Genomic DNA, 25,602 nt, shown 5'->3' on the forward strand with positions numbered 1-25,602 from the left:
GGCAAGGGACAACGTATGAAAATCTCCTCCGGCAATACCGGCGCCGCCGTGCGCAGCAGCGCCGTCGCGCCGGCCGAGGCGATCGCCGAGAACGCGGGCGCCGCGGGCGCCATGGCCGGCTCGTCGGCCGGGGCGGAACTGCAATCGGCCGTGCTGCAACCGGCCATGGCCGCCCTGCGCGCCATGCCAGAGATCGACCACGAGCGCGTGGCCATGCTGCGCGATGCGCTGGCCAAGGGCGAATTGCCGTTCGATCCATCGAAGCTGGCAGGCTTGATCCAGCGGTTCCACGGCGGCGAATCGTGACCGCGCCGCGCAAGGGCATCACGCGCCAGGAAGCCGTGCGCCGCGTGCTGCTAGGCATGACGGAAGACCGCGCCGGCTATGCCGCCCTGCAAACCTTATTGGAAGAGCAATTCCAGGCCACCCTGCAACACCAGAGCGCCCGGCTGACGGCGCTGGCCGACCAGGTCATCGCCGCCGTCGAACCGCTCGATGCGCGCCGCCGGCAACGGGTCAGCCTGGTCACTGCCCTGCTGGGCCCGCAAGGCGATATGGCGCAATTGTTTGCGTTGTTGCAAGAAGACGCGCGCAGCAAGGCCCAGGCTGAGTGGGCCGCGCTGGAACAGATGGTGCTTGAATGCAAGCGCCTGAATGCCCGCAACAGCGATTTATTAACAGAGCAGTACAGCATCATGCAGCGCGTGCTGCATGGCGAGGAAGATACGTATGCGCCAGGCTGATTTCCTGACCACCCGCGCCACGGCGGCGACGCCATCGACGGCGGCGACCCATGCCGCGCAAAGCAATATGCGCGCCACCGAATCCGCCGCCTCCGGCGACAGCTTTGGCAGCGTGTTCCGGCAAGTACAGGGCGAAGTGGCCCGCTTCATCGAACAGGGCGGCGGCAATGCCACCAGCCTGAGCCCGCAAGGACGCGCCTACCTGGAACAAAGCCAACCCGTGAATGTGCTGGGCGCCATCAGCCAGGGCGGCGAGATCGGCGAAACGCAGCAGCAATTCCTCGCCTCGATCAAGCCATGGACGCAGGAAACGGGCGCGCGCCTGGGCGTGGCGCCGGAAATCGTTGCCGCCCACGCGGCGCTGGAATCCGGCTGGGGCCAGCGTCCGCTGCGCCAGGGCACGGGCGCGGATACGAATAACTTGTTCGGCATCAAGGCCGGCGGGAAATGGCAGGGCGACGTGGCCAGCAATGTCACCACCGAATACGAAGCGGGCAGCGGCACGGCCCTGAAGAAAACGGAGCGCTTCCGCAGCTACCCGGACCAGGCCAGCGCCTTCCGCGACTATGCGCAGGTGTTGCTCGACAACCCGCGCTACCGCGCCGCCCTGAACACGGGCGCCGATGCGGGCGCCTTCGCGCAAGGCTTGGCGCGCGGCGGCTATGCCACCGATCCCAACTACGCCGCCAAGCTGACTCAGCTGGCGACACGGCTGCAGCGCACGGCCGCCGCCGAGTAAATTTCCCTCAACGGCCGGGAAGTTCGGCCGGTTCCACCACGCCCGCATCGACCACCCTGGCACGTATCACCGTGCCGCTGGTGGCGTTGCGCACGCGGATCAGCTCGCCCAGCGCGCCCGGGTCCATCGCTTCGCCGGCCATGCTCACTTCCACCTGTTCCTTGCGCGCCACGATATTCACCGCACTGCCCCGCTTGACCAGCACGGGCGACGCCAGCTGCCCTTGCCGCAGCACTTCGCCCGTACGCAAGCTGCGCCGGCTCGACAGGCCAACGGCGCCGGGCAAGGAAGAAATGCTGTCCGGCACCATCGTCACGTCGCGCCGCGCCATCGTCACGTCGCCCGCCTGCAGCGGCGTATTCGCCGTGACGGGGGCGCTGGTGACGGCCACTTGCGCCGTGATGCTGCCGCGCGCCAGCATTTCATAGCGCCATCCGTTGCTTCCAGGACACACCGCGACAAAGCGCATGCGCTGCGCCGAGCGGCTGTCCGCCGTTTCCAGCGTGACGGGCGCCGCGCACGCCGGCACGGGGCGCGTGCTTTTCACGACGGCCACTTGAAACTGCGGTTCCAGCAATCCTGCCGTGGCCGCCTGCTGTGCCAATTGCTCCCGCGCCAACTGTTCCACACGTGAAAATATATTGTCGGCTGGCAATTCTGCGCGACCTGCACTACTATATAGGCTGGTCAGTAAAAAGAGGCCAGGAAGCAGTATGTAGCGACATTGCGCCTTGTTCCACATCACGGAATAGTTCTCAAAGTAAATCATTGCTAACCTTAATCAAAGATACTGAAGCGGCATGACCTTACCATGCGTCAACATGACCAGGCTGGGATTTTACCTCTGCACCACCTATTTTCTGGCCCGAACCGCAAAAAGCACGATCGAATTCAATACAAAGGATGACCATGGGGATTAATTTCAAGGATGCGCTGGGCGTGCACGCCGATGCGCTCGCGCTGCGCGCCGACCGTACACGCGTGCTGGCGGCCAACATCGCCAATGAAAACACGCCCGGCTTCCAGGCCATGGACATGGATTTCGGCAGCGCCCTGCAGCAGTTGCAGGACAACGAGGCCGGCCTGCTGTCGACCGATGACGACGCCAGCGCCCTGTACCGCGTTCCCTACCACCCCAGCCGCGACGGCAATACCGTCGAAATCGGCGTGGAGCAGGCGGCGTTCTCGCAGAATGCCACCGACTTTCAGACCAGCCTCACTTTCGTCAACATGAAACTGAAGGGGCTGTCCAAGGCCATTTCCGGACAATAAGGATCAGCATGAGCTTCCAGGATATTTCCAAGATCGCCGGTTCGGCGATGGCGGCGCAAACCGTGCGCCTCAATACCATCGCCAGCAACCTGGCCAATGCCGATTCCGTTGCCGGTTCCGAAGGCGAAACCTACCGCGCGCGCAAACCCGTGTTTGCGGCCGTGATGGATGGCCCCGGCGCCAGCGGCGCCGGCGGACGGGTTCAGGTGCTCGACGTGGTGCAAAGCGATGAGCCGCTGCGCAAGGTGTATGAACCGGGCCACCCGATGGCCAATGCCGATGGCATGGTGTTCTACCCCAACGTCAATCAGGTTGCCGAGATGACCGACATGATGTCGGCGTCGCGCGCTTTTGAAACGAATGTCGAAGTTCTGGGCCGTATCAAGTCGATGCAGCAATCGCTCCTCAAATTAGGTGAAGCATAATCCATGGAAACCAATCTCTTTACAAATAACACCAGCGGCAGCAACAACGGCAGCAATGCCGTCAAGTCGCAAGGCAATGCCACCCAGGACATGTTCACCAAATTGCTGGTTGCGCAGATCAAGAACCAGGATCCCCTCGCGCCGACCGACCCGAGCCAGTTCGTCAATCAATTGACGCAGCAGGCGCAGACGGAAGCGATGCAGAACCTGTCGGCGCTGACCAGCGCCAATGCCAGCGTGCTGCAATCGATGCAAGTGCTGGCCCTGGGCGCGCAAGTAGGTTCCGAAGTCATGGTCAACAGCGACACGGTGCAGCTCGACAAGAGCAAGGTCAGCGGCAGCATCGCGCTGGCCGCCGGCACCACCAAGACCACGGTGACCTTGAAAGGCATCGACGACAAGGAATACAAGATCGAACTGGGCGCCAAGGGAGCCGGCACGGTACCGTTCACCATCGACCCCGTCGCGCTGGGCTTGCCTGCCGGCACCTACAGCATGAAGGTCAGCACCAGCGGCACCGAAAAGCCGACGGTCGACATCGCAGGCAAGCTCAACAGCGTGCGCCTGTCGTCCGGCGGCAGCATGATCCTGAGCGTGTCGAACCTGGGCGAAGTCAACCCTGGCGCGATCACCGGTTTCAACGGCAAGACGGCTTGATTCGCCCTTTCCTTCGTTTCCTGAACACTAATATCGTCCTTCACTAAAGGAAATCAACATGAGTTTCGACATCGCCCTGTCCGGTATCCAGTCCATCAACCAGCAGTTGAACAGCACCAGTAACAATATCGCCAATGCCGGCACCTACGGCTTCAAGAGCAGCCGCGCCAACTTTTCGGCCATGTATGCCGGTTCGCGCGCCACGGGCACGGAAATCGGCTCGCTGACGCAAAGCATGTCGCTCAATGGCGGCGTGCTGAACACGGGCCGGGCGCTCGACGCGGCCATCGACGGCCGCGGCTATTTCGTCACGCGCGATGCGCAAAACACCATGACCTACAGCCGCGTCGGCATCTTTTCGGCCAGTAATGATGGCAAGCTGATCGACTCTAACGGCCGCCTGGTGCAGGGTTATGCCGCCGTCAAGGGCACCACCACCCTGGGCACCATGGGCGACATGCTCATTCCGACGGGCCAGATTCCCGCCGTGGCAACGACCAAGCTGGCGTATGCGGCCAATATGTCGTCCGAATGGGCCGTGAAAACCCCGCCTTTCAGCAAGACCAATGAACTGAGCTACAACAGCGCCAAATCCTCGATCGTCTACGATTCGCTGGGCGCCAAGCACTCGCTGGGCCAGTACTTCGTCAAGACGGCGACGGGCGTGGACGTGCACTACACCTTCGACAACGCCGACGTGACGCCAGTAACGAGCATGACCTTCGACACGAACGGCAAGCTGGTGACGGGCGCGTCCGCCTCGCCAGTGCTGCCGACGCCGCCCGGCGCGGCGCCGATGACGGTCGCCATCGATTACACGGGCACGACCCAGTTCGCCGGCGAGGCGACGACCTCGACCGACCGCGCCGACGGCTATGCCTCGGGCACCTACACGGGCGTGGAACTGGCCGACGACGGCTCCGTCGTGGCGAAGTACACGAACGGCCAAAAGCAGAGCATCGGCGTGATCGCCCTGGCCACCTTCCCCGACGAAGGCGCGCTGACGGCCGTCAACGATACCAGCTGGGTCGCCTCGACCACCTCCGGCACCGCCATGTATGACCGCCCGGGCGTGGGCATGGCCGGCAAACTGGTGACGAGCTCGCTGGAACAGTCGAACGTCGACATCACCTCGGAACTGGTGGGCCTGATGACGTCGCAGCGTAACTACCAGGCGAACTCGAAGGTCATCTCGACCGAGAACGCCATGCTGCAATCGCTGATGCAAGCGCTGTAATCCACGATACGCAAAGGTAAAGAGCAATGGATGCGCTGATTTATACCGCCATGAGCGGGGCCGACCGCGCCCTGCGGGCACAGCAGGTACACGCCAACAATCTGGCCAATATCGAGACGGGCGGCTTTCGCGCCAACCTGGAAGTGTCCACTGCCCAGCCGCTGCAAAACGGCTATGGCTACGACGACCGCCACATGACGCAGACGCAGTCGAGCGCCGTCGGCACGCGCACGGGCACCATCAAGGAAACGGGACGCGAACTCGACGTGGCCGTCACGGGCCCCGGCTTTCTCGCGGTGCAATGGCAAAACGGCGAAGCCTACACGCGCGCTGGCGCCATGGACCTCGATGAGACGGGCGCGCTGACCATCAACGGCCGGCCCGTGCTGGGCGAAGGCGGCCCCATCACGATTCCCGAGCACACCAGCCTGTCGATCGGCGCCGATGGCACGATTTCCATCCAGGTGCCGGGGACGGCGCAGATGCAGACCGTCGACAAGCTCAAGCTGGTCAATGCGGAAGCGGGCGAGCTGACGAAGAACGAGGCGGGCCTGATCGTGGCGCGCGGCGGCGAAGACTTGCAGGCCGATCCGGCGGTGCGCCTGCGCGACCGCCACCTGGAAGGCAGCAACGTCTCTGCCGTCGAGGAAATGGTCGCCACCATGAGCCTGAACCGCAGTTTCGAGATGCAGATGAAAATTTTCAAGGCCAGCGACGCGATGACCGAGTCCGGCAACCGCCTGCTGGGCGCCTAAGCCCAACGCCAACCAATTACCAGGAGTAAATCATGAATCCAGCAATGTGGATCAGCAAGACCGGCGTGCAGGCGCAGGACGCCAAACTGCAAGCCATCGCAAACAACCTGGCCAACGTCAATACCGTTGGCTTCAAGCGCGACCGCGTCGTCTTCGAAGACCTGTTCTACCAGGTCGAGCAGCAGCCGGGCACGCAGCGCGCCGACAATACCCTGTCGCCATCGGGCGTACAGCTGGGTAACGGCACGCACATGGTGGGCACGCAAAAGGTGTTTACCACGGGCAGCCTGCAAACGACGAGCCGCGAATTCGACGTCGCCATCACCGGCAACGGCTTCCTGCAGGTGCTGCGCCCGAACGGCGAAGCGGCCTACACGCGCGCCGGCCAGCTGGGCATCAATGAAAACGGCGTGATGGTCAACGCCCAGGGCTTGCCGCTGGTGCCGCAGATCACCGTGCCCAACAATGCCACGGCGATCACCATCGGCGAAAACGGCATGGTCACGGCCACCGTGCCGGGCAATGTCAACGGCACCCAGTTGGGCCAGCTGAACCTGTCCAGCTTCATCAACCCGACGGGCCTGCTGGCACTCGGTGAAAACCTGTTCCAGGAAACGGCATCGAGCGGCACGCCGACGGAAGGCCGTCCCGGCGAAGGCGCCCTGGGCAAGCTGAAGCAGTTCGCGCTGGAAGGCTCGAACGTGCAGGTGGTCGAGGAGATGGTCGACATGATCGCTGCCCAGCGCACCTATGAAATGAACACCAAGGTGCTGTCGGCCGCCGACAATATGCTGCAATACCTGGCGCAAGCGGCACGCTGATGACAGTCGCCATGAAAGCCACGGCGGCGCTGCTGCTGGTGCTGGGCGCCGGTTGCGCCAGCCGGCCGGCCGCGCCGGTGGCGCCCAGCTTTTCCGATACGCCGCTGCCCGTGGCGCCGCGCAGCGCCGCGCGCGGCGGCGTGGGCGGCGGCGTCTTCAATGCCGATGCGGGCCTGGACCTGATCTCGGACAGCCGCGCCTTCCGCGTGGGCGACGTCGTCACGGTGGCCCTGCAGGAAACCACGCAGGCGAGCAAGAAGGCCGGCACCTCGTTCAACAAGGGCTCGTCCGTCGGCGTGAATGCGGCCAACATCCTCGGCAAGACCTTCCCGAAGACGGGCATCGACCTGTCGGCCGACCGCAACTTCGCCGGCGACTCGACCAGCACGCAGCAAAATGCGCTGTCCGGCGCCATCACCGTGATCGTGCAGGAAGTGCTGCCGAACGGCTTGCTGCGCGTGCAGGGCGAAAAAACGCTGACCCTGAACCAGGGCGAGGAATTCGTGCGCCTGCGCGGCTACCTGCGCGCGGCCGACATCGATTCGAACAACCAGGTCTCGTCCTTGCGCATCGCCAATGCACAGATCGCCTATTCCGGCCAGGGCACCCTGGCCGAAGCCAATACACCAGGCTGGCTGACGCGCTTCTTCGTCGGCCCATGGATGCCGTTTTAAGGTGAGCTCATGAAATTTCGTTCCGCCCTGCCCCTGGCAGCCATGCTGGCCGCGCTCTCCGGCCTCGCCCTGCCCGCCAGCGCCGCGCAAGTGCTGCGCAACCTGGTCAGCATCGAAGGCGTGCGCGACAACCCGCTGGTCGGCTATGGCCTCGTCGTGGGCCTGAACGGCAGTGGCGACACCACCCAGGTGAAGTTTTCCAGCCAGTCCGTGGTCAACATGCTCAAGCAGTTCGGCGTGAAGATGCCGGACGGCGCCGAAGCGAAAAGCAAGAACGTCGCCACCGTCATGGTCAGCGCCGTATTTCCGCCAGGATACCGCCGCGGCCAGGCCATCGACGTCACCGTCTCCTCCCTGGGCGACGCGAAAAGCTTGCGTGGCGGCACCTTGCTGCTGACGCCATTGCGCGCGGCCGACAATGAAACGTATGCGCTGGCGCAAGGCAACGTCGTCGTCGGCGGCCTCAACGCCACCGGCAAGAGCGGCTCGTCCGTCACCGTCAACACGCCCACCTCGGGCCGCATTCCCAACGGCGCCAACATCGAGCGCGAGATTCTCAGCGATTTCTCCACCAAGCCGACCGTCACCCTGAACTTGCGCCACCCGCATTTCGAGACGGCCATCAATATCGTCGAAGCCGTCAACCGCCGCTTCGGCGCCGTCGCCACCACGCGCGACGCCACCAGCGTGGAAGTGCTGGCGCCGGAAAACCCGACCCAGCGCGTGGCCTTCATGGCCAAGCTCGAAGCGCTCTCCGTCGACGTGGGCGTCGATACGCCGAAAGTGGTGTTCAATTCGCGCACCGGCACCGTGGTCATCGCCGAAGGCTTGCGCGTCAAGGCCGCCGCCGTCACGCACGGCTCGCTGAAAGTGGTCATTTCGGAAAGCTCGGCCGTCAGCCAGCCGGCGCCGTTCGGCCGCGGCCAGACCACCGTCACGCCGCAGTCGAAAGTGTCCGTCGACCAGGGCAACGGCAATATGTTCAAATGGCCGGCCGGCGCCAAGCTGCAGTCGATCATCGACGTCGTCAACAGCCTGGGCGCCTCGCCCGACGACATCATGGCAATTCTGCAAGCCCTCGACCAGGCCGGCGCCATCGAAGGCGAACTGGTGGTCATCTAACGTGGCACTGAAAGCGGAATGGAAATGAATGTAAACGACAGCAGCAGCGCCCTGCCCTCGGCGCTCGACGACCGCTCCCCTGCGGCAGCCACGCCGGCCGATCCCCGCTATGCGGCCAAGGCCACCGAGGCGGCCGTCAAGTTCGAAGCCTTCTTCATCTCGCACATGCTGCGCCAGATGCGTTCGGGCACGCGCGAGATGGCGGGCGAGGACAGCGTCTTCAAGGACCCCGTCAACAGCGACATGCTGGAAATGGCCGACAATCTGGTGGCCGACAAGATGGCCAGCCAGCGCGCGTTCGGCATCGCCGACGCCATCCTGCGCCAGCTGCTGCCGCCTGCCGGCGCTCCCGTGGCGGCCCGTGGCGCTGTCAAGACCGACAATATTGCAGCGCCGCTTAATAAATCCGTCTGAAGCGTCGCCTGTACAAGGTAACAACGAATCAATGCCTGCCTACCCGCACGCGCCACTCTCTTCACGAAAGAAACTTGCCCAATGAGCATCATCAGCAATGCATTGTCAGGCAGCATCGCCGCCCAGGCCGCACTCAACGCGGCCAGCCAGAACATCGCCAACCTGCAAACGGCGGGCTACACGCGCCAGGGCGTGCTGTTGTCCTCGCTTGGCGCCGGCGTGGGCGTGCGCTCGGCCGGCAATGGCGTGGAAGTGTCCGCCCTGCTGCGCTTTGCCGATGCCTATAAGAGCCAGCAAATGTGGCGCGCCGCGTCCGACCAGGGCGCCCGGTCGCAGACCCAGCCTTACCTGACCCAGCTCGAACGCGTGATGGGCGACGACGCTTCCAGCATCAGCAACGGCATCGACGGCTTTTTCGCCGCCCTGAACGCCTCGGCCGTCGACCCGACGTCGACGCCGCTGCGCCAGCAGATCGTCACCTCCGCCGACGCCATGGCGCAGCGCTTCAACAGCATCAGCACCGTCATGAGCAACCAGTTGCTGTCGGTGCAGCAGCAACGCTCGGCGATCGTGCCGCAAGCCAATACCACGCTGGCGAATATCGCCGCGCTGAACCAGCGCATCAGCACGTCCACGGCGGCGGGCACGAATGTGTCGTCGCTGATGGATGCGCGCGACCAGCTGATCGATGGCCTGGCCTCGCAAATGGGTATCGAAGTGCTCGACCAGCCGGACGGCTCGCGCAATGTCTCGCTGAAGTCGGGCCAGCCACTGGTCATCGGCAGCCTGGCCGGCACCCTGAGCAGCAACATGACGAACACGGGCGAACAAACCCTGAGTCTCGATTTCGCCAAGTCGACGTACACCCTCGACCCGGTGGCCATCGGCGGCCAGATGGGCGGCCTGGGCGAGTTCGAGCAAAACACCCTGAAACCGCTGCAGCAGTCGCTGCAAGACATGGCCACCCAGCTGACCAGCAAGGTCAACGCGCAGCTGGCCCTGGGCAAGACCATGGCTGGCACGGCCGGCGGTCCCCTGCTGGTCTACGCGAATGGCAAGTTGAGCATTACCCCCGGCTTCAACGCCAAGGATCTGGCCCTGTCGCTGACGGGCCAGGCCGGCGACAGCGGCAACTTGCAAAAATTGATCGAAATCAAGAATCAACCGATCACCGTCAGCTGGGTGGGTTCTGTCCTGATGAGCGACGCGGATACGCAGCTGGTCGGCAAGCTGGGCATCTACAGCCAGCAGAACCAGTCCTTGCTGAAGACGGCCAACACGGTGCGCTCGCAAGCGATCGACGACTGGAAATCGACCAGCGGCGTGAACAAGGATGAAGAAGCGATGAGCCTGGTCGAATTCCAGAATATGTATCAAGCAAACATGAAAGTCATTTCCGTGGCGAACAGCTTGTTTGACGCCACCTTGCAAATGATGGGTTAAGGAGAAGATCATGCGTGTTGCCAGTAGCCAGTACCAATCGCTGATCAATATTTCGCTTCAGCAAAATCAGGAACGCATCAACTTCCTGACCCAGCAGATGTCGTCGGGCCTGCGCATCCAGCTGCCATCGGACGATCCGATCGGCAACGTGCGCATTTCGCGCCTGACGCGCGAGCAAGCCATGGTCACCCAGTACCAGGACAATATCGCCACGGTCAAAGTGCGCCTGCTGAAGAATGAAAACTACCTGTCGAGCATGGTCACCGACATGGGCCAGGCGCGCGACCTGCTCGTGTGGGCCGCCGACGGCAGCAATACGCCGGGCGACCTGAACGCGATGACGCAATCGCTGACGGCCATGCGCGACAGCGTGCTGTACACGGCCAACCTGAAGGACCAGGAAGGCCGCTACATGTTTTCCGGCACCGCCACCGACCAGCCCGCGATCAAGTACGACCCGGCGGCGGCCGTCGGCTCGCGCTACAGCTACATCGGCAATACCGACACGCAAACCGTGGTGGTCGGCAATGGCGTGACGCAGGCGGCCAACGTCGACGTGAAGAACCTGGAAGTATGGCTCAACAAGATCGACCAGGTCGTCGCCACCCTCGGTGCGCCGGGCGTGAACCCCAACGATCCGGCCGTGCGCGCCATCGTCAACGACGGCCTCGGCGGCACCGATGACGGCATGGATTTACTCTCAGGCAAGATCGCCATCTTCGGCGGCGCGCAAAACATCCTTACCACGCTGTCGGGCAACCTGGCCAATGTCTCGCTGTCGAACAATTCGGCCCTGCTGGACCTGAAAAAGACCGACATGGGCGCGGCGGCCATTGAACTGACCGGCTACCAGACGGCCCTGCAGGCAACATACAAGGCCTACGCCAAGGTTGGCACTATTTCCCTGTTTGATCTTCTCTGACCATCATGCAAATCGTTCAGACCTCCTCCTCTTCCGGCGTCAATGCCAAAGGCGCCGGCACCGCCCGCGTCGTCGATGACGCGTCCGCCGCGATCAACGGCAGCGGCAGCGCCAGCGCGCGCGGCGAGGCGCCGGCGGCGAAGAGGTCGACGGCGAGCCTGCAGCGTGGCCTGAGCAACTGGGATCACCAGTTGCAGGGGGAGATTTCCAACGCGCAGCAAACACTCGATTACCTGGAACGCAGCAGCAGCCAGCTGCAGGCGCTGAAAAGCGAGCTGGCGGCCAAGCTGGCCGCGCGCCAGGGCCGCGAAGGGCAAGTCGAGGCAAGAGTGCGCCAGTTCAGCAATACCTGGCGCCAGCGCGCCAGCGCCTCGGGCGGCACGCTCGACGCACAGCTCAGCTATACCAGCCCGCAGGCGGCACAGCAGCAATTCAGCATCCGCGGCCTGACCATGGCCAGCCTGCAGGAAGGCCCGCAGGAAGTGCTGGCGTTTTCCGTGGGCGGCGCGAACCAGGCCTTGCGCTCGGTCAATATCGAGCCTGGCCTGAGCGCGAACGAAATCGTCTCGCGCTTCGACCGCGCCCTCATGCCGTCAGGCATCAGCGTCAAGCAGGGCGAGAACGGCGAACTGGTGTTCAGCACGCCGGAAGCGGCCTGGGCCAACGTGCGCGACAGCCTGTCCGTGCGCGGCAGCGGCATCCGCTACCCGACCGGCCAGATGAGCCGCGTGCGCACGGATGCGGAGCCGGCCGCCATCGCCCCGGAAGAATGGAATACGGGCGACGTGGAAGCCCTGCGCGCCACCCTGCAGCAAGTGGTGCAGGCGCTGGCGCAGCTGCAGGCGGCGCGCAGCGCCGTCAGCCTGGCCCTGGCGCAGGCGACGGGACGGGTCGCCCGCGCACAACCGGTGCAGGTGAACGTCAGCATGGATACCCTGGCGGAAAACTTCACGCAAAAGGCCAGCGAGCCCGGCTACGAATCGCTGCTGGCGATCAGCTCGGCATTGGTCGGCATCAGCCGCGAAAGAGTCGTCGCCCTGCTGGGCCTGGAATAAGCGCTCTTCGCGCGTGCCTTGGGACACGCGACAATAATGGGGCACGCCCCCTGGCTCAGGACGGTGAAAATCCGTAGGCTCTGTCCCCGACAAATAGGGGAACTCAAGGAATCTTCCCCAGCCCCGGCTGTCTGACTGTTCATATCAGACAAACGGGAGCCTTCCATGCAGCCAGCCGAATGGAAAACCTTCATCGCCCAGTTTGCCGCACTGAGCCGTCGCCAGCGTCTGGCGAGCACTGCTCTGCTGCGCGGGGCAGGATCGCAGAACGCCGTCGTGGCACTGGTCGAAAGCGTGGCCCGGCAGCGGCTACACTGTCCCGCCTGCAACAGCAGCCATGCGCACCGGCACGGTCATGCGCACGGACTGCAGCGCTACCGCTGCGTGCCGTGCGGGCGCACCTTCAATGCGCTCACCGGCACGCCGCTGGCCCGCTTGCGCCACAAGACCTTGTGGCTCGACTACGCCGACTGCCTGCTCGAGTCGGCTTCCGTGCGCAAGGCAGCAAGCCAGCTGGGCGTGCACCGCAACACCGCCTTTCGCTGGCGTCACCGGTTTTTAAGCCTGGCCAAGACGGACCGGCCCCATTGCCTGCATGGCATCGCCGAAGCGGACGAGCTGTATGTGCTGGAGTCAGAAAAGGGCGCGCGGCATCTGACGCGGCCGGCGCGCCGCCGTGGCGGCCATGCCCACAAGCGCGGCATTTCCAGTGAACAAGTCTGCATCCTGGTGGCGCGTGACCGCACGGGACAAACCCTCGATTTCGTCGCGGGAAAAGGGGCGCTGACCAAGGCGCAGCTGCATGCTTGCCTGCCACCCGTGATCGACAAGGACGTCTTGCTGATGACCGACGGCCACGCTGCCTATCGCGCCTTCGCGCGTGAAGCGGGCATCAGTCACCAGGCCGTCAACTTGCGTGCCGGCATCCGCGTGCAGGGCGCCGCCCACGTGCAGAACGTCAACGCGTATCACAGCCGCTTGCGCGGCTGGCTGCGCATCTTCCATGGCGTGGCCAGCCGTTATCTGCCGAATTACCTGGGGTGGCGCTGGATACTGGACGCCGGGCGCATCCGCTCCCCAGAAACATTATTGAAGGCAACGCTGGGAGAGTTCCCACATTTGACGGTGACATAGCCAATCCGTAAGATGCTGCTGTCGCCATCCACTTCCGGAGTTTCCTTGATAAAAACCGCCGCCCGGCTGATCAGCTATGCCCTGCTGGGCAAATCCGGCAAGCAGCCCCTCGATATTGCCAAGGTGCGCAAGGTACTGATTTTGCGCAATGACAAGATCGGCGACATGATCGTCACCTCGGCCCTGCTGCGCGAGCTGAAGAAAAACTATCCGCACTGGCAGATCGACGTGGCCGCCAGCAGCGCCAACCGCGATGTCATCGCCGACAACCCGCACGTGAACGAGATCCTCATCTGGGACAAGCAGCCGCTGCTGCGCGACTTGCGCACCACCATCGCCGACCTGCGCCGGCGCCGCTACGACGTCATCTTCAATCCCTACAACCGCTTTTCGATTCCCTTGCTGCTGCGTATCAAATGGCTCGGTGCGCGCTACTTGACGGGCTTTGCCATTCCCAAGTACGGCACCTCGACGGCGAAGCTGGGCATGTTCGACCATACGGTGCCGTGCGACCGCAGCCGCCACATCCTGCACAGCTTTTTCGCCACGTTCGAACAATTTGGCTTGCGCGACATCGATATGCGCTACGAACTGTTCGGCGTGGACACGCACGCGTCCCGGGTCGATGCCGCCTGCGACACCCTGCTGCGCACACATGCAGGCTTGTTTTGCCTCAATTTTCAGGGCAGCAATGCGCAGCGCACGGTCAGCGTGGCCGACGCCCAGCGCTGCTGCGCCGCCCTGGCGGCACGCTATCCGCGCCATGCGCTGCTGGTGATCGCCGCGCCGGGCACCGAGGCGCGCGCCGCCGAGATCGTGCGCGGCGCCGGCCATGCCAACGTGATGCGCGCGCCCCCCACCGGCCACATCCTGGAACTGGCGGCCCTGATCCGGCGCTGCGAACTGGTGCTGTCGCCCGACACGTCGGTGATCCACATCGCCTCGGCGTACGACAAGAAAATCGTCGGCTACTACATCCGCACCGACAACTACCGCTGGTTCTATCCGGCCAGCCGCCATTACCGCGTCATCCTGGCGCCGGGCCTGACCCTGGCCTCGGTCAGCGATGCCGAGACGCTGGCCGCCGTGGAAGAGCTGATGGAAGGCGCCGGGCAGACGCAGGAGACGCTTCAGGCCGCCGGCTGAGACGCCAGCAGGCGGTCCATCTGCCCCGCCGGCAGCGCGCGCGAGAAGAAATAGCCCTGCGCATAGTCGCAGCCGGCGGCGCGCAGCAGATCGCGCTGCGACGCCGTCTCCACGCCTTCGGCCACGACCTTCAGCCCCAGCCGCTGCGCCAGCGCGATGATCGCCTCGCACAGGCCCTGCCCGGCGCCCTCGCGCCCCAGCTCGCCGACCAGGGAACGGCCGATCTTGAGAAAATCGATATCGGCCTTCTTGATGCACGCGAGCGACACCTGCCCGCTGCCGAAATCGTCGAGCGCCAGGGCCAGGCCCATGGCGCGGAACTGGCGCAGGCGGTCGACCACCTGGCGCCCCTCGTCGAGCAGCACCGCTTCCCTCGCCTCGATGGCGATGGCGCCCGGCGCCAGCCCCTGGCGCGCCAGATGGCCGCCCCAGTCCTGGTATAGCGCGGCGTCGCAGCGAAATTCCATCGCCGACTTGTTGATGCAGATCTGGAACGCAGGGCCATATTCATCCTGCCACAGCCGCGCCTGGCGCACGACCTGGCGAAACACCCACTCGCCGATATCGATGATCAGGCCGTTCGCCTCGGCAAAGGCGATGAAATCGGCGGGCACCAGCAAGCCGCGCAGCGGATGGCGCCAGCGCAGCAGCGCCTCGGCCCGCTCGATGGCGCCATCGCGCAGGCGGATGATGGGCTGGTAGTGCACTTCGAACTGGTCCTGCGCCAGCGCCAGGCGCATCTCGCGCACCGTGCTGCGGCGCAGTTCGGCCGCCTGCTGCAAGGCCGGCGTGAAATAGCTGTAGCCGTTGCGCCCCGCACTCTTGGCCGCGTACATGGCCTGGTCGGCATGCCGCAGCAAGGCGTCCGGCGACTCGGCGTCGGCCGGATACAGGGCCACGCCCACGCTGGCCGACACTTGCGCCGTGTCGCCGTCGAGCATGAAAGGCAGGGCCAGCGCGGCCGTCAGTTCCTGCAGCACGCGCTCGATGCCGCCCAGCTGTCCCACGCCGGCCAGGATGACGGTAAATTCGTCGCCCCCCAGCCGCGCCACCGTATCCGTGGCGCGCACGCGCTCGCTGATGCGGCGCGCCGCCTGGCGCAGCAGCATGTCGCCCTTCTCGTGGCCGAGACGGTCATTCACCTGCTTGAAATGGTCGAGGTCGATGAACAGCAGGGCCAGGCAGGCGCCCTCGCGTTTGGCATGGGCCGCCTCGTGCTGCAAGCGGTCGAGAAACATGTGGCGGTTCGGCAAGCCCGTCAGCTGGTCGAAATTGGCTTGCCGCCAGATGCGCTCGGACGCCGCGCGCTGCGCCGTGATGTCGCTGACCAGCGCCAGCGCGCCCAGATAGGTGCCGCTGGAATCGAAGATGGGGTTGGTGGCCAGGGTGGCCCACAAGGTGCTGCCGTCACGCCGCAGGAACTTGAATTCGTGGCGCTCGACAATGCCATCCTGGCGCCGCGCAATGTTGCGCTCCAGGATGGCGCGCCCCTCCTCATCCATGAAGGCGGCCAGCGGCTGGCCCAGCATATCCTCGATCTGGCAATCGAGCATGTGCGCCATCTTCGGATTGACAAAGCTCGTCAGCGCCTGCGCATCGATTTCCCAGATGCCCTCCTCGGCGCTGTGCACGATGCGCCGGAAACGCTCTTCGCTGCGTTCGAGCGCGGCCAGCTTGCCCTCGGCCTGCTCCAGCACCAGGCGCAGCGCCTGGCCGTTCGGATCGGCGCTGCCCAGCAGGCTGACGGGCAAGCTGGCCTCGCGCGCGCCGGGACGCGGCGGCGGCAGCTGCACCTGCAGCTGGATACGCTCGGGCTCGCTGCTATTGAGCACGCGCTGCACGAACCGCTCGTAATCGTGGCGGAACGCCTCGTGGACAAAGGAACGGAACAGCACGTGGCCGGGATGCCCGCGCGCCAGGCCGAACAGTTCGGCCGCCACCAGGTTGACCTGCAGGATCACGCCATCGAGGCCCAGCACGAAATAGGCGACGGGCGCGAGCAGGTATAAATCGTTGAAATAGGCTTGCTCGCGTTCGGCCTTCATCCGTTCCGGACTGAAGACGCCATCGTCAAGCAGGGGCGCGACGTGCCGCGGCACGCCGTCGTGGACGCGCGGGGAGGAATCCGGAGCAGGTACTGCTGACGGTGGTGTGTCCATGGCTATCCTTTGCACCGCCGCCCTGGCAAACAGGTGGGTGCAGTAGCGAGACTAGCACGCGTCACGCGCAGTGTCGAGCCATGCCTGCCGCGGATAACGTTTCCGCAACAAAGCCGGTCAGCGGCCCTGCCCCATACCGCGCCGGCGCAAGCCGAAATCATGGCCGACCACCAGCAAGGTGCTGGCCACCAGGCTGGACAGTCCCACGATCAGCTGGATCAGCTTATCGTCAGGCAATATCCACAAGGACGAAGCGGGCGTCTCGCAACCCGTGGCCGCGCTGATCAGGGGAGACACCCAGGCCGCGTCCGGCGTCACGTCGAGCACGACGGCGCCGTCGGCGCTCGTCTGCATATAGATGTCGCCCCCCTCGGCCAGGGTAAAGCAGATGCCCACGCCCGTTTCCGTGGCGCGGATATTGTCCTGCATGCTGCGGTTATGTTCCTCGATCCACACTTCCACGTCGTACGGCGTCTCCAGGTGCTCCCACGGACGGGGGCGGAAACGGGGACGTTCGTCCGCGCCGGCGGGGATATCGGGGATATCGGGGATGTTGCTGTCTGCTGCGCCTTGCATGCTCGTGACCTTTTCTGCGGTGATGTTCTGCGGTGATGCGCGGGAGCGTTGGCCCGCCAGACGCCATTATCCCTCGTTCGCAGGCAATATGCGATTACGCGCATCAACACATCAGAAAAACTGATAGCTATTAACTTTTAACATCAGCATGACTGACTTAAAATACGCGCCATCTCTTCTTTACAGGCTTTACATGCAAGGCATCAAACGCAAAATCGTCTACGTCACCGCCTTTGAAATCATTGGCATGGCCATTTCCACGGCCTGGCTGACCCTGCTTTCGGGCGAGTCGCCCACCAGCACGGGCCCGCTGGCCATCATGATCACCACCATCGCCGTGATCTGGAACCTGCTCTACAACACGGCGTTCGAATACTGGGAAATCCGGCAAGTATCGCGCACGCGCACCGTCTGGCGCCGCATCCTGCATGCGATCGGCTTCCAGATCACGCTCGTCATCTACCTGATCCCGCTGATCGCCTGGTGGCTCGATATCAGCCTGTGGCAAGCCTTCGTGCTGGACTTCGCGCTGATGCTGATCATCCCCTGCTACAGCTTCATCTTCAACTACTTCTTCGACGGCCTGTTCGGCGTGCCCCTGTCGGCGCAGCAGCCGAAGGAAGAGCCCAGCGACGTTCAGGCCGCTTCGCTGAGCAACTGAAGAAAGGACCGCGCCGCCATGCCCAGCGGCCGGTCCTTCATCCACACCAGGTGGATGGGCACGACCAGGCCATTACCCGTATTCTTGAACGCCACGCGGCGCACGCGCCCCGCCGCCAGCGAGTCCTGGATGGCCGAGGCGGCGAAGTTGCCCCAGCCCAGCCCCGCTTCCACCATCGCCAGCGCCATCGGCAAGCTGTCCGTGCGCCAGTAGGACAGCCCCACCACGGGGCGCGCATCGGCCAGGTCGAGTTCCCGGCTGGCGACGATGATCTGGCGCAAATTCACCAATTCCTCGATATACAGGGGCCGGCCCGCCGCGTCGGGCGGATGCTGGGTGGAGATAATCGCCAGCAAGGCATCGCTGCCCACCAGCTGGAACTGTTCCTCGTGATTAATGCGCCCGCCGGCAAAGGCCATGCAGGCGCTGATGCGGCCCCGGTGCAGCATGTCGAGCACATCGTCCTGCGGCGCCGTCAGCACCTCGATGTCGAGCAGCGGATGGCGCTGCGACAGCGCGCGCACGGCAGCGAGAAAAGGCGCATGGTCGAGTTCGGCCGCGACACCCAGCGAAATGCGGCTTTCCAGCCCCTGCGACAATTCCTGCACGTGCAGGTGCAACTGCTTCAGCTGCTCGGCGATCAGGCGCGCGTGGGGCAGCAGCGCCATCGCGGCCGGCGTGGGCACGGCTTCGCGCGCGCCCCGGTCGAACAGGGCGATGCCCAGTTCCGCCTCGATATTGGCCATCGCCATGCTGACGGCCGACGGCGCCCGGCGCAAGGCGCGCGCGGCGGCCGAGAACGAGCCGCCGTCGACGACGGCCAGGAACAGTTCGATGTTATGGCTGGACAGTTTCATGGGAAGGGGAAATGGGAAGCGTGGGAAGCTGGAAACGGGCGACGCGTTCCTGCCGCCGGCGATAGAATGGCAGAAATCTCGATAGCAGGAGGGGCCATGACTCGTCCACTTCCCTACCGCCGCGGCGGCTATGTCTCGGAGTTTACCCGCTTTATCGACGGCTATCTGCGCGAGCATCCCGAAGCGCAAACCAGCCAGCGCCTGGGCTGGCGCATTTACTGGGAACGCCCCGTGAATTTCGATGAATGGCGGCGCACCAGCACCGATAGCGTGCCGGAGCCGCCGTATCACTACGATTAGAAAGCCTTAGCCTTTCCAGACGCGCTGCAATCCCGTATCCGCATGGATCCAGCCGCCACGGGGTCCCGAGCGGTAATAGAAGCCCACGCCGCCCTGCTTGAAGCTGCGCACCAGCGAACCGAGCACTTCCGCGTTCAGATTCGCCACGCGGATATCGGCGGCGCGGCCCGAGATGTGCAGCGACTGGCGCGCGGCCGGCACGCCCGCTTCGCGCAGCTTGCCATTCGATTCGGCCGTGCGGTAGCCCGACAGGATCTCCAGCGGCTGCTCGATGCCGTAGCGGGCCACGAACGCTTGCGTGCCCCACAGGGTTTCCAGCAGTTTCGGGTCGATGGGCGCCGTCTTCTTGCCGTTCACGTCGCGCAGCAGGTGGCACAGTTCCTGGTAGGCCGAATCGATGACTTCGCCATCTTTCCAGTACAGCAATTTCGCCTTTTCATTGCTGGCCGGGCGCACCACTTCCAGGGTGCGGGGCTTGAGCCAGAATTCCAGGTCCAGCGCCTGCGCATCGAAGATGTCGGGTGGCGGTTCCAGTTCCGTGATCGCCTGGCGCGACTGCGCGGTGATCGAGCGGTCGACGCTGGCCAGCTGCGTCGGCTGGGGCAGCACGCCCGTGCGCGGCGCGCGCGGCTTGGCGCTGGCCGAAGCCGCGGCGGGAGCGGCCGTGCGCGAGGCGCAGCCGATGAGAGGGGTAGCTACCAGGCCCAGCGCGGCCAGGCCCATACCGTGGTGTAGAAAATTTCTGCGCGATGCCATAGTCAGTCCAATGTAACGATGGGAATACTATAGCGTATTGTGCTGCGAAGAAAAACCCTCAATGCCTATCGTGCCGCCCTCATTTCGACTTCCGGCGCCCTAGGCAGTGGCGGCAACGTCCCGATTTGCCTGCGCCAGCGCCGTCAGGGGCTTGTCCAATAAATATCCCTGGGCCACGATGGGCAAGCCCGTGATGGCGGCGATGCGCTGCAGCGCGGCCAGCGCGGCCGGCGTGTCGAGGCGCTTGAAGATGACGCGGATCTTCGCCGCATGGCACACGCTGACGAAGCTCGCGACGGCCTGCTCGTCGCTGAGGTTACCCGCGTCGAGCTTGAACGCGTGCGGGTGCAAACGTTCCAGCATGCCCGCCGCCTCCTGCACGCTGGCCACGTTGATGGCCAGGCGGAAACCGTTGCGCCGGTAATTGTCGGCCACGTAGTTGAGCAGCCAGCCCTGATTCGGCGTGACCGTCGGCAATTGCAGCACGATGCGCTCGATGGGCAAGCCCAGCGCGTCGAGGATGCGCTGGAAGGCGTGGCCATGATTGCTGCTGACGGCGCTGAGCAAGCGGTCATGCACGTTCAGGTACAGGTCCGACTGCTCCGCTTCGCCCTGGCGGAAGAAATTAATGGCGTGCAGCATGCGGCACAGCCGGTCCAGCTCCACCGATTCGTCGTCGCTGGCCGCGTGGTCCAGCAAGCGCCACAGCGACAAGCCCTCGTCCGCCTTCGACACGCTGCGCGCCAGCCCCTCGAACGCCACCAGCTTGCCGCTGTCGAGTTCGCGCAGCGGCTGGAAGGCGCTGGTCATGGTGCAATTGAAAAAGCGCCCCAGCGCCCTGCCCTCCCCGTCGAGCCAGACGCTGGTGCCGGCCTGGGTTTGGTGCGACAGGCGGGCCAGGTAGTTTTTCAGGACGGGAAATGGCATACGTGCTCCTTCGTAAGGCTGCGCCAGGCTGTCCTCGCGGGAAAAGCGGCGCCAAAGCGTGCAGACTAAGGCAAGGCGAACCAAAGGAGAACGAATGGTTTCGCCATTTGATATGCGTCCAGCACATAAGGGATGCCACGGCCAGCGCATAACGATAGTCGGAAACATTCGTTCCAGCGGCCTGCCCCGGCCTTTACTGTGGGCGTGTACCGATACCATCAGGAAGGGCCACCATGTGCCAGTTACTCGCAATGAACAGCAGCAAGCCGGCCGCGCTGGGATTTTCCTTTGCCGGCTTTGCCGAGCGGGGCGGCCGCACGGACGAGCACCGCGACGGCTGGGGCATCGCCTATCATTCCAGTAGCGGCTGCACCTTGCTGACGGATCATCTGGCCGCCATCGATTCCCCGCTGGCCGCCACGGTGCAGCGGCATCCCGTGAAAGCGAAGAACATCGTCGCGCACATCCGCAAGGCCACGCAGGGCCGCATCGCGCCGGAAAACACCCACCCGTTCGCCCGCGAGCTGTGGGGCAAGACCTGGTCCTTCGCCCACAACGGCGACCTCAAGACGTGGCGCGCGCCCGTCAATGCCCACTACCAGGCCAGCGGCGACACGGACAGCGAACAGGCGTTCTGCCACCTGCTGGCCCGTCTGCGCACGCGGTTTCCCGCCGGTGAACCCGCGCGCGCCGACTTGCGCGCCGCCATCGCCGAGGTGGCGCGCGAGATTGCCGCGCACGGCAGCTTCAATTTCATCCTGTCGGACGGCGAGCTGCTGTTTGCCCACTGTTCCACGCATCTGCACTACGTGATCCGCGAATACCCGTTTTCCGTGGCGCACCTGATCGATTGCGAGCGCAGCATCGATTTTCGCCAGCACAACCACCTGGACGACCGCATCGCCGTCATCGCCACGCATCCGCTGACGCAGGACGAAGACTGGCTGGCGTTCGCGCCCGGCGAACTGAAACTGTTTGCCGGCGGCACCTTGCTGCCGGCAAACGATGCCGCGCCGCAAGGCGTGTATATCCAGATCAGCTACTGAAGGGAAACTAAAGGGAAATATTCAAATGGAGGGAAAGGCCCGCCGCCGGATGGGCGGGCTGAAATGCTGGCGGGCCGTCAGGCCGAATTGCAGTTGCAGAAGCGCTTGCGCTTGGGGTCGCCGCTGGCGATGCCTGCGGGGTCAATCTGTTTCCAGCAAAAAATCGTTTCCACGCCATACGGCGAACGCACATTGCCCGCCTCGATATAGCCCTGCTTGACGAAAAAGGCCTGGCTGCTGGCCGTGCTGTGCAGTTGCAGGGCCTTGATGCCCCACTCGCGCGCCTGCGCTTCCAGCTGCTCCACCAACGCCTTGCCGGCGCCGCGGCCTTGCGCTTCGGGCAGCAGATAGCACAGGGCCAGCTTGCCGGCGCGCGTCAGCAAGCCGACGCCGACGACGGCACCCTGCTCGACTGCGACCAGCGAAAAATTGGTGGGCGACGCGAACCAGCACGCCACCATCTGCGGTGTTTTATTGCCCAGCCAGGCTTCCAGGATGGCCGGATCGTCCCGATGATCGAGGCTGCAGCATTCGACGATGGAGCGTCGTAATACGTTGCACGCCTCGAAAGCGTCGGTCGATGTTGCAATACGAATTTCAAGACTCATGTACGCTCACAAAATATTCCAGTTGCCGATGCAGGCGGCTTTACCCCTGTATCGTGCGATTCGACTATACACCAAGCGGCGCAATCGGGTTTTTTGCCGCGCGCCACGCGCCGGTTTTGCCTATGGCGCCATGCCTGCAGACTAAGTGCTGATGCGCGCCTTGCCCACGAATGTTTCCAAAAAACGATATCTGTTTTTTAGCGCAAACGGGAATCGGATCTAAGCATATTACGAAAAATTCGTTTCTTTTCCGGCCGGAATTTTAGACTATGACTGTCTATTCTCACAACAAGAGTTCAACATGCCCCATTCCAACGCCGTATCGACTGCCGCAGCGACACTCACCCAACGCTCGCGCCGCTGGTTCCTGGCCAGCGCCCTGGCCGCGTCCGCTGCCGCCATGAGCCTGCCCATGAGCGTGTCCGCCGCCGAACCCGTGGTCTTGCTGAACGCCTCGTACGACGTGATGCGCGAACTGTTCAAGGATGTGAATCCCGCGTTTATTGCTGATTGGAAAGCCAAAACGGGCGAAACCATCACCATCAAGCAGTCGCACGGCGGTTCGAGCAAGCAGGCGCGCTCCGTGGCCGACGGCCTGGAAGCGTCCGTCGTGACCATGAATCAGGCCAATGACATCGATATCCTCGTTGACCGCGGCCTCGTGGTGGCCGACTGGGCCAGGAAATTCCCGAACAATGCGGCGCCGTTCTATTCCACCATGGTATATCTGGTGCGCAAAGGCAACCCGAAACACATCAAGGATTGGGACGATCTGGCCAAGCCCGGCATCAAGGTCATCGTGCCGAACCCGAAAACCTCGGGCAACGGCCGCTACACCTACCTGGCGGCGTGGGGCTATGCCGTGAAAAAAGGCGGCAGCGAAGCGCAGGCGCGCGATCTGGTGACCAAGCTGTTCAAGAACGTGCCCGTGCTCGACGGCGGCGGCCGCGGCGCCACCACCACCTTCACGCAGCGCGAAATCGGCGACGTGCTGGTGACGTTTGAAAATGAAGTGCAGCTGGTGCGCGCCGAATTCGGCGACAACTTCGAAGTGGTGTATCCAAGCATCTCCATCCTGGCCGAGTCGCCCGTGGCCGTCGTCGACAAGGTGGTCGACCGCCGCGGCATCCGCAAGGAAGCCACGGCCTACCTGCAATACCTGTACTCGGAAGCGGGTCAGGAACTGGTCGCCAAGCACTACCTGCGCCCCCGTTCGGCCGCGGTCGCGAAGAAATACGCGGCCAGCTTCAAGCCGATCACCCTGTTCACCATCGATGACGTGTTTGGCGGCTGGAAACAGGCACAAAAGAAACACTTTGACGATGGCGGCGAGTTCGACAAGATCTATCAGAAGTAATCTGATCTGCATCAACGAGAAACCGGGACTTGTCCCGGTTTTTTTATGGCCTTCCCCATCAGCAGCCGCCCGGCAAAACGCAGCGATGAGCATATGCGTGCCTTCTTGCCTTCTTTCCCCGCCTAACCACGCTACCTCCTTCAGATGAAGGATGCGCATGCGCGTCAAGGCCAGCATCATGGCAGCAAGTGCGGCGGCATCCAGTGCGGCCGCCAGCCGGTGATTGCTACCCACCCACGTTCAAGGAGCCATATCATGCCTGCCACCGCTTCCGCCCATACCGTGTCGATTCCCGTGCCGACTCACATTCCCCATGCCTTCCGGCGCCTGGCCGTGGGCAGCGCCATCCTGCTGTCGCTCTCGGCCTGCGCCAATTTGCATACCATCAACCGCACGACGGAACTGCCTCTACATGGAAAAGCCATCCACCTGGACGCCCCTCAGCGCCTGGTCTACTCAAACGCTCAAGGGCACACTTGCGCGGAGCCGACGCCAGACGCCCTGCAAGCCTATATCTCGTCGGCTGGCGCCGGCGTGAACAGTGGTCAGAACGCCGCGTCCATTTCAACGGCCCTGAGCGCCAATGCCGCCAGCGTCGGCTTGCATTCCCAGTCGATCACCCTGATGCGCGAACATCTGTTCCGTATCTGCGAATACGCGCAAAACAAGTCGATCAATCCTGCCGACACCATGCTGCTGATGGAACGCTCGCAAGACCTGACGATGGGCGTGCTCGCCATCGAACAGCTGACGGGCGCCGTCGTGGCGCGCCAGGCAGCATTGACGGGGCAAGGCCAGTCCGCCGCATCGGCTGGCGTCCTTGCAACCCAGGCCCAGCTTGACAAGGCGGAGGAACGACTCGCAGAACGCGAAGCTGACCTCGATGATGTCCGCGATGCGCGCATTGCCCAAGCCAGCGCAAGCGAGCAGGCACAACAGGCGCTGCAGGAAGCAGCCAAGACAGAACCCAAAAAAACCGCCGCTGAAATCAAGGCCCTGCAGGATACGGCGAGTTCCGCACAGCTGAAATTGGCCCAACTCGACGCGCGCCTGGCCGCCGCCCAGCAGGCCGTCGACAAGGCCGAAAGCGAAAGAGATACCCTGGAGAAAAAACTCGACGCGGCATTGGCCGACAGCAGCGCATCGGCAGCGGGAACGGCACAGTTCAGCGGCGGCCGAGGCCGCAGCAATGTGTCGCCCGCCACGGCGCGCCATCTGGCCAGGGCCAGCGTCGAGATCGTGAAAGCCGTGCTGGAGAAGGGTCACATGACCGACAACTGCATCAATTTCATGAGTGCCATACGAGAACAGCAGCCGGAGCGCAGCGACGCGCCATTTCAGGCCATGACTGCGCTGTGCACAAAGGTATTCGAGGCCGCCATCAAAAAAAACCTGGCGAACCCGGATCAACAAACATTGATGATGACACAATAAAAACAGCGTGCATTGGAACACTTTCGCATATCGATATGCGCATCGATTCGTGGTCAAAAGCGTGCGCGCGCCGTACTCTGGCCCTGTCGCGCCATACGGCGTATAACGGGCACAAAGGAAACATCATGGCTATCTCGGAAGTGAATGTACGCAACCAGTTTCGCGGCAAGATCAAGGAAATCATCTTTGGGCCCGTGGTGTCCGAAGTGGACGTGGAAACGCCGCACGGCATCGTCACTTCGGTGATCACCTCGCGCTCGATCAAGGACCTGGACCTGAAAGTGGGCAGCGAGGTCATCGCGCTGGTCAAGTCGACGGAAGTGTCGATCGCCAAGATCCAGTAAGCGTTGCCCGCCCCCACT

The 25,602-nt window shown here is 63.8% G+C and carries 30 protein-coding genes; 23 read left to right on the top strand and 7 right to left on the bottom strand.

Annotation, left to right across the window (positions count from 1 at the left end; translation table 11 throughout):
• Positions 1-15: 15 nt before the first annotated feature.
• From flgM to AC0V2Y_RS15460, 3 genes are read left to right on the top strand one after another with little or no spacing between them, the layout of a single operon-like run.
• Positions 16-306, top strand: a complete 291-nt coding sequence (flgM, locus tag AC0V2Y_RS15450) for a flagellar biosynthesis anti-sigma factor FlgM (RefSeq protein ID WP_100872639.1) — start codon at positions 16-18, stop codon at positions 304-306.
• Positions 303-743: a flagellar export chaperone FlgN gene (gene flgN / locus AC0V2Y_RS15455; protein WP_475415832.1), complete on the top strand. Its 441-nt coding sequence runs from the start codon at positions 303-305 to the stop codon at positions 741-743. The genes flgM and flgN overlap by 4 nt, the downstream gene beginning before the upstream one ends.
• Entirely contained in the window at positions 730-1,482 is a 753-nt protein-coding gene (locus AC0V2Y_RS15460) for a glycoside hydrolase family 73 protein (RefSeq protein ID WP_475415831.1), read from the top strand. Before flgN ends, AC0V2Y_RS15460 begins: the two co-directional genes overlap by 14 nt.
• Before the next feature lie 7 nt (positions 1,483-1,489).
• Here AC0V2Y_RS15460 and flgA read toward each other — a convergent pair whose 3' ends face one another.
• Positions 1,490-2,086 carry a flagellar basal body P-ring formation chaperone FlgA gene (gene flgA / locus AC0V2Y_RS15465; RefSeq protein ID WP_475415830.1) on the bottom strand — a complete coding sequence of 199 codons (597 nt, stop codon included), beginning with the start codon at positions 2,084-2,086 and terminating at the stop codon, positions 1,490-1,492.
• 305 nt (positions 2,087-2,391) lie between these two features.
• Between flgA and flgB the strand changes: the two genes are divergently transcribed.
• From flgB to AC0V2Y_RS15535, 14 genes are all read left to right on the top strand, one after another.
• Positions 2,392-2,754, top strand: coding sequence for a flagellar basal body rod protein FlgB (gene flgB, locus AC0V2Y_RS15470; protein WP_034758109.1), 363 nt, complete (start codon positions 2,392-2,394; stop codon positions 2,752-2,754).
• 8 nt (positions 2,755-2,762) lie between these two features.
• Positions 2,763-3,179: a flagellar basal body rod protein FlgC gene (gene flgC / locus AC0V2Y_RS15475; RefSeq protein ID WP_034757795.1), complete on the top strand. Its 417-nt coding sequence runs from the start codon at positions 2,763-2,765 to the stop codon at positions 3,177-3,179.
• A 3-nt stretch (positions 3,180-3,182) separates the two neighbouring features.
• Positions 3,183-3,836 (top strand): flagellar hook capping FlgD N-terminal domain-containing protein, encoded by a 654-nt coding sequence (locus AC0V2Y_RS15480; RefSeq protein WP_475415829.1) that lies wholly within the window; start codon positions 3,183-3,185, stop codon positions 3,834-3,836.
• A 58-nt stretch (positions 3,837-3,894) separates the two neighbouring features.
• Positions 3,895-5,073, top strand: a complete 1,179-nt coding sequence (locus AC0V2Y_RS15485) for a flagellar hook protein FlgE (protein WP_475415828.1) — start codon at positions 3,895-3,897, stop codon at positions 5,071-5,073.
• Between the two features lie 26 nt (positions 5,074-5,099).
• A complete protein-coding gene (locus tag AC0V2Y_RS15490; protein WP_475415827.1) occupies positions 5,100-5,828 on the top strand; it encodes a flagellar basal body rod protein FlgF in 729 nt (242 codons plus the stop codon).
• A 32-nt stretch (positions 5,829-5,860) separates the two neighbouring features.
• The gene (flgG, locus tag AC0V2Y_RS15495; RefSeq protein WP_167389655.1) at positions 5,861-6,649 is read left to right on the top strand and encodes a flagellar basal-body rod protein FlgG; all 789 of its coding nucleotides are present in this window, start codon (positions 5,861-5,863) and stop codon (positions 6,647-6,649) included.
• Positions 6,650-6,660: 11 nt separating this feature from the next.
• Complete coding sequence (gene flgH, locus AC0V2Y_RS15500; RefSeq protein ID WP_475415826.1) at positions 6,661-7,323, top strand: flagellar basal body L-ring protein FlgH; 663 nt, start codon at positions 6,661-6,663, stop codon at positions 7,321-7,323.
• 9 nt (positions 7,324-7,332) lie between these two features.
• Positions 7,333-8,445, top strand: coding sequence for a flagellar basal body P-ring protein FlgI (locus tag AC0V2Y_RS15505; RefSeq protein ID WP_475415825.1), 1,113 nt, complete (start codon positions 7,333-7,335; stop codon positions 8,443-8,445).
• A gap of 18 nt (positions 8,446-8,463) precedes the next feature.
• Positions 8,464-8,859, top strand: coding sequence for a rod-binding protein (locus tag AC0V2Y_RS15510; RefSeq protein ID WP_475415824.1), 396 nt, complete (start codon positions 8,464-8,466; stop codon positions 8,857-8,859).
• A gap of 81 nt (positions 8,860-8,940) precedes the next feature.
• Complete coding sequence (gene flgK / locus AC0V2Y_RS15515) at positions 8,941-10,302, top strand: flagellar hook-associated protein FlgK (RefSeq protein ID WP_475415823.1); 1,362 nt, start codon at positions 8,941-8,943, stop codon at positions 10,300-10,302.
• Positions 10,303-10,312: 10 nt separating this feature from the next.
• Entirely contained in the window at positions 10,313-11,224 is a 912-nt protein-coding gene (flgL, locus tag AC0V2Y_RS15520; RefSeq protein WP_475415822.1) for a flagellar hook-associated protein FlgL, read from the top strand.
• 5 nt (positions 11,225-11,229) lie between these two features.
• Positions 11,230-12,279 (top strand): hypothetical protein, encoded by a 1,050-nt coding sequence (locus tag AC0V2Y_RS15525; RefSeq protein ID WP_475415821.1) that lies wholly within the window; start codon positions 11,230-11,232, stop codon positions 12,277-12,279.
• A 165-nt stretch (positions 12,280-12,444) separates the two neighbouring features.
• Entirely contained in the window at positions 12,445-13,413 is a 969-nt protein-coding gene (locus tag AC0V2Y_RS15530) for an IS1595 family transposase (protein WP_475415820.1), read from the top strand.
• Positions 13,414-13,458: 45 nt separating this feature from the next.
• On the top strand, positions 13,459-14,559 hold the full coding sequence (locus tag AC0V2Y_RS15535; RefSeq protein WP_475415819.1) for a glycosyltransferase family 9 protein: 1,101 nt from the start codon (positions 13,459-13,461) through the stop codon (positions 14,557-14,559).
• Here AC0V2Y_RS15535 and AC0V2Y_RS15540 read toward each other — a convergent pair.
• Together AC0V2Y_RS15540 and AC0V2Y_RS15545 are read right to left on the bottom strand one after the other, a co-directional pair.
• Complete coding sequence (locus AC0V2Y_RS15540) at positions 14,544-16,718, bottom strand: putative bifunctional diguanylate cyclase/phosphodiesterase (protein WP_475415818.1); 2,175 nt, start codon at positions 16,716-16,718, stop codon at positions 14,544-14,546. The two genes, AC0V2Y_RS15535 and AC0V2Y_RS15540, sit on opposite strands and share 16 nt — an antisense overlap.
• 117 nt (positions 16,719-16,835) lie before the next feature.
• Positions 16,836-17,294 carry a hypothetical protein gene (locus tag AC0V2Y_RS15545; protein WP_475415817.1) on the bottom strand — a complete coding sequence of 153 codons (459 nt, stop codon included), beginning with the start codon at positions 17,292-17,294 and terminating at the stop codon, positions 16,836-16,838.
• Between the two features lie 193 nt (positions 17,295-17,487).
• Between AC0V2Y_RS15545 and AC0V2Y_RS15550 the strand changes: the two genes are divergently transcribed.
• Positions 17,488-17,955 (top strand): PACE efflux transporter, encoded by a 468-nt coding sequence (locus tag AC0V2Y_RS15550; RefSeq protein WP_314608180.1) that lies wholly within the window; start codon positions 17,488-17,490, stop codon positions 17,953-17,955.
• Here the strand turns inward: AC0V2Y_RS15550 and AC0V2Y_RS15555 are convergent.
• Positions 17,931-18,812, bottom strand: a complete 882-nt coding sequence (locus AC0V2Y_RS15555) for a LysR family transcriptional regulator (RefSeq protein WP_475415816.1) — start codon at positions 18,810-18,812, stop codon at positions 17,931-17,933. The genes AC0V2Y_RS15550 and AC0V2Y_RS15555 overlap by 25 nt on opposite strands.
• 96 nt (positions 18,813-18,908) lie before the next feature.
• Between AC0V2Y_RS15555 and AC0V2Y_RS15560 the strand changes: the two genes are divergently transcribed.
• The gene (locus AC0V2Y_RS15560; RefSeq protein ID WP_475415815.1) at positions 18,909-19,112 is read left to right on the top strand and encodes a DUF3460 family protein; all 204 of its coding nucleotides are present in this window, start codon (positions 18,909-18,911) and stop codon (positions 19,110-19,112) included.
• A 6-nt stretch (positions 19,113-19,118) separates the two neighbouring features.
• Here the strand turns inward: AC0V2Y_RS15560 and AC0V2Y_RS15565 are convergent, their stop codons facing one another.
• Together AC0V2Y_RS15565 and AC0V2Y_RS15570 are read right to left on the bottom strand one after the other, a co-directional pair.
• The gene (locus AC0V2Y_RS15565; RefSeq protein ID WP_475415814.1) at positions 19,119-19,868 is read right to left on the bottom strand and encodes a YcbK family protein; all 750 of its coding nucleotides are present in this window, start codon (positions 19,866-19,868) and stop codon (positions 19,119-19,121) included.
• A 99-nt stretch (positions 19,869-19,967) separates the two neighbouring features.
• A complete protein-coding gene (locus AC0V2Y_RS15570; protein ID WP_475415813.1) occupies positions 19,968-20,795 on the bottom strand; it encodes an EAL domain-containing protein in 828 nt (275 codons plus the stop codon).
• Between the two features lie 233 nt (positions 20,796-21,028).
• On the opposite strand from AC0V2Y_RS15570, the gene AC0V2Y_RS15575 reads away from it, so the two are divergent.
• Positions 21,029-21,841, top strand: a complete 813-nt coding sequence (locus tag AC0V2Y_RS15575; RefSeq protein WP_475415812.1) for a class II glutamine amidotransferase — start codon at positions 21,029-21,031, stop codon at positions 21,839-21,841.
• 77 nt (positions 21,842-21,918) lie between these two features.
• Here the strand turns inward: AC0V2Y_RS15575 and AC0V2Y_RS15580 are convergent, their stop codons facing one another.
• The gene (locus AC0V2Y_RS15580) at positions 21,919-22,449 is read right to left on the bottom strand and encodes a GNAT family N-acetyltransferase (protein ID WP_070291260.1); all 531 of its coding nucleotides are present in this window, start codon (positions 22,447-22,449) and stop codon (positions 21,919-21,921) included.
• 301 nt (positions 22,450-22,750) lie between these two features.
• Here AC0V2Y_RS15580 and AC0V2Y_RS15585 point away from each other — a divergent pair, with 301 nt between their 5' ends.
• From AC0V2Y_RS15585 to AC0V2Y_RS15595, 3 genes are all read left to right on the top strand, one after another.
• Positions 22,751-23,806, top strand: a complete 1,056-nt coding sequence (locus AC0V2Y_RS15585; protein WP_475415811.1) for a sulfate ABC transporter substrate-binding protein — start codon at positions 22,751-22,753, stop codon at positions 23,804-23,806.
• Between the two features lie 255 nt (positions 23,807-24,061).
• Positions 24,062-25,240: a hypothetical protein gene (locus AC0V2Y_RS15590; RefSeq protein WP_475415810.1), complete on the top strand. Its 1,179-nt coding sequence runs from the start codon at positions 24,062-24,064 to the stop codon at positions 25,238-25,240.
• Between the two features lie 125 nt (positions 25,241-25,365).
• The gene (locus AC0V2Y_RS15595) at positions 25,366-25,584 is read left to right on the top strand and encodes a TOBE domain-containing protein (protein ID WP_034757699.1); all 219 of its coding nucleotides are present in this window, start codon (positions 25,366-25,368) and stop codon (positions 25,582-25,584) included.
• The last annotated feature ends 18 nt before the right edge of the window (positions 25,585-25,602 follow it).

The organism is Janthinobacterium sp. BHSEK (genome assembly GCF_056174685.1).

Coding starts and splice junctions, on each gene's coding strand:
- flgM (WP_100872639.1), top strand. CDS start 16: ATGAAAATCTCCTCCGGCAATACCGGCGCCGCCGTGCGCAGCAGCGCC.
- AC0V2Y_RS15460 (WP_475415831.1), top strand. CDS start 730: ATGCGCCAGGCTGATTTCCTGACCACCCGCGCCACGGCGGCGACGCCA.
- flgB (WP_034758109.1), top strand. CDS start 2,392: ATGGGGATTAATTTCAAGGATGCGCTGGGCGTGCACGCCGATGCGCTC.
- flgC (WP_034757795.1), top strand. CDS start 2,763: ATGAGCTTCCAGGATATTTCCAAGATCGCCGGTTCGGCGATGGCGGCG.
- AC0V2Y_RS15480 (WP_475415829.1), top strand. CDS start 3,183: ATGGAAACCAATCTCTTTACAAATAACACCAGCGGCAGCAACAACGGC.
- AC0V2Y_RS15485 (WP_475415828.1), top strand. CDS start 3,895: ATGAGTTTCGACATCGCCCTGTCCGGTATCCAGTCCATCAACCAGCAG.
- AC0V2Y_RS15490 (WP_475415827.1), top strand. CDS start 5,100: ATGGATGCGCTGATTTATACCGCCATGAGCGGGGCCGACCGCGCCCTG.
- flgG (WP_167389655.1), top strand. CDS start 5,861: ATGAATCCAGCAATGTGGATCAGCAAGACCGGCGTGCAGGCGCAGGAC.
- flgH (WP_475415826.1), top strand. CDS start 6,661: ATGAAAGCCACGGCGGCGCTGCTGCTGGTGCTGGGCGCCGGTTGCGCC.
- AC0V2Y_RS15505 (WP_475415825.1), top strand. CDS start 7,333: ATGAAATTTCGTTCCGCCCTGCCCCTGGCAGCCATGCTGGCCGCGCTC.
- AC0V2Y_RS15510 (WP_475415824.1), top strand. CDS start 8,464: ATGGAAATGAATGTAAACGACAGCAGCAGCGCCCTGCCCTCGGCGCTC.
- flgK (WP_475415823.1), top strand. CDS start 8,941: ATGAGCATCATCAGCAATGCATTGTCAGGCAGCATCGCCGCCCAGGCC.
- flgL (WP_475415822.1), top strand. CDS start 10,313: ATGCGTGTTGCCAGTAGCCAGTACCAATCGCTGATCAATATTTCGCTT.
- AC0V2Y_RS15525 (WP_475415821.1), top strand. CDS start 11,230: ATGCAAATCGTTCAGACCTCCTCCTCTTCCGGCGTCAATGCCAAAGGC.
- AC0V2Y_RS15530 (WP_475415820.1), top strand. CDS start 12,445: ATGCAGCCAGCCGAATGGAAAACCTTCATCGCCCAGTTTGCCGCACTG.
- AC0V2Y_RS15540 (WP_475415818.1), bottom strand. CDS start 16,718: ATGGACACACCACCGTCAGCAGTACCTGCTCCGGATTCCTCCCCGCGC.
- AC0V2Y_RS15545 (WP_475415817.1), bottom strand. CDS start 17,294: ATGCAAGGCGCAGCAGACAGCAACATCCCCGATATCCCCGATATCCCC.
- AC0V2Y_RS15550 (WP_314608180.1), top strand. CDS start 17,488: ATGCAAGGCATCAAACGCAAAATCGTCTACGTCACCGCCTTTGAAATC.
- AC0V2Y_RS15555 (WP_475415816.1), bottom strand. CDS start 18,812: ATGAAACTGTCCAGCCATAACATCGAACTGTTCCTGGCCGTCGTCGAC.
- AC0V2Y_RS15560 (WP_475415815.1), top strand. CDS start 18,909: ATGACTCGTCCACTTCCCTACCGCCGCGGCGGCTATGTCTCGGAGTTT.
- AC0V2Y_RS15565 (WP_475415814.1), bottom strand. CDS start 19,868: ATGGCATCGCGCAGAAATTTTCTACACCACGGTATGGGCCTGGCCGCG.
- AC0V2Y_RS15570 (WP_475415813.1), bottom strand. CDS start 20,795: ATGCCATTTCCCGTCCTGAAAAACTACCTGGCCCGCCTGTCGCACCAA.
- AC0V2Y_RS15575 (WP_475415812.1), top strand. CDS start 21,029: ATGTGCCAGTTACTCGCAATGAACAGCAGCAAGCCGGCCGCGCTGGGA.
- AC0V2Y_RS15580 (WP_070291260.1), bottom strand. CDS start 22,449: ATGAGTCTTGAAATTCGTATTGCAACATCGACCGACGCTTTCGAGGCG.
- AC0V2Y_RS15585 (WP_475415811.1), top strand. CDS start 22,751: ATGCCCCATTCCAACGCCGTATCGACTGCCGCAGCGACACTCACCCAA.
- AC0V2Y_RS15590 (WP_475415810.1), top strand. CDS start 24,062: ATGCCTGCCACCGCTTCCGCCCATACCGTGTCGATTCCCGTGCCGACT.
- AC0V2Y_RS15595 (WP_034757699.1), top strand. CDS start 25,366: ATGGCTATCTCGGAAGTGAATGTACGCAACCAGTTTCGCGGCAAGATC.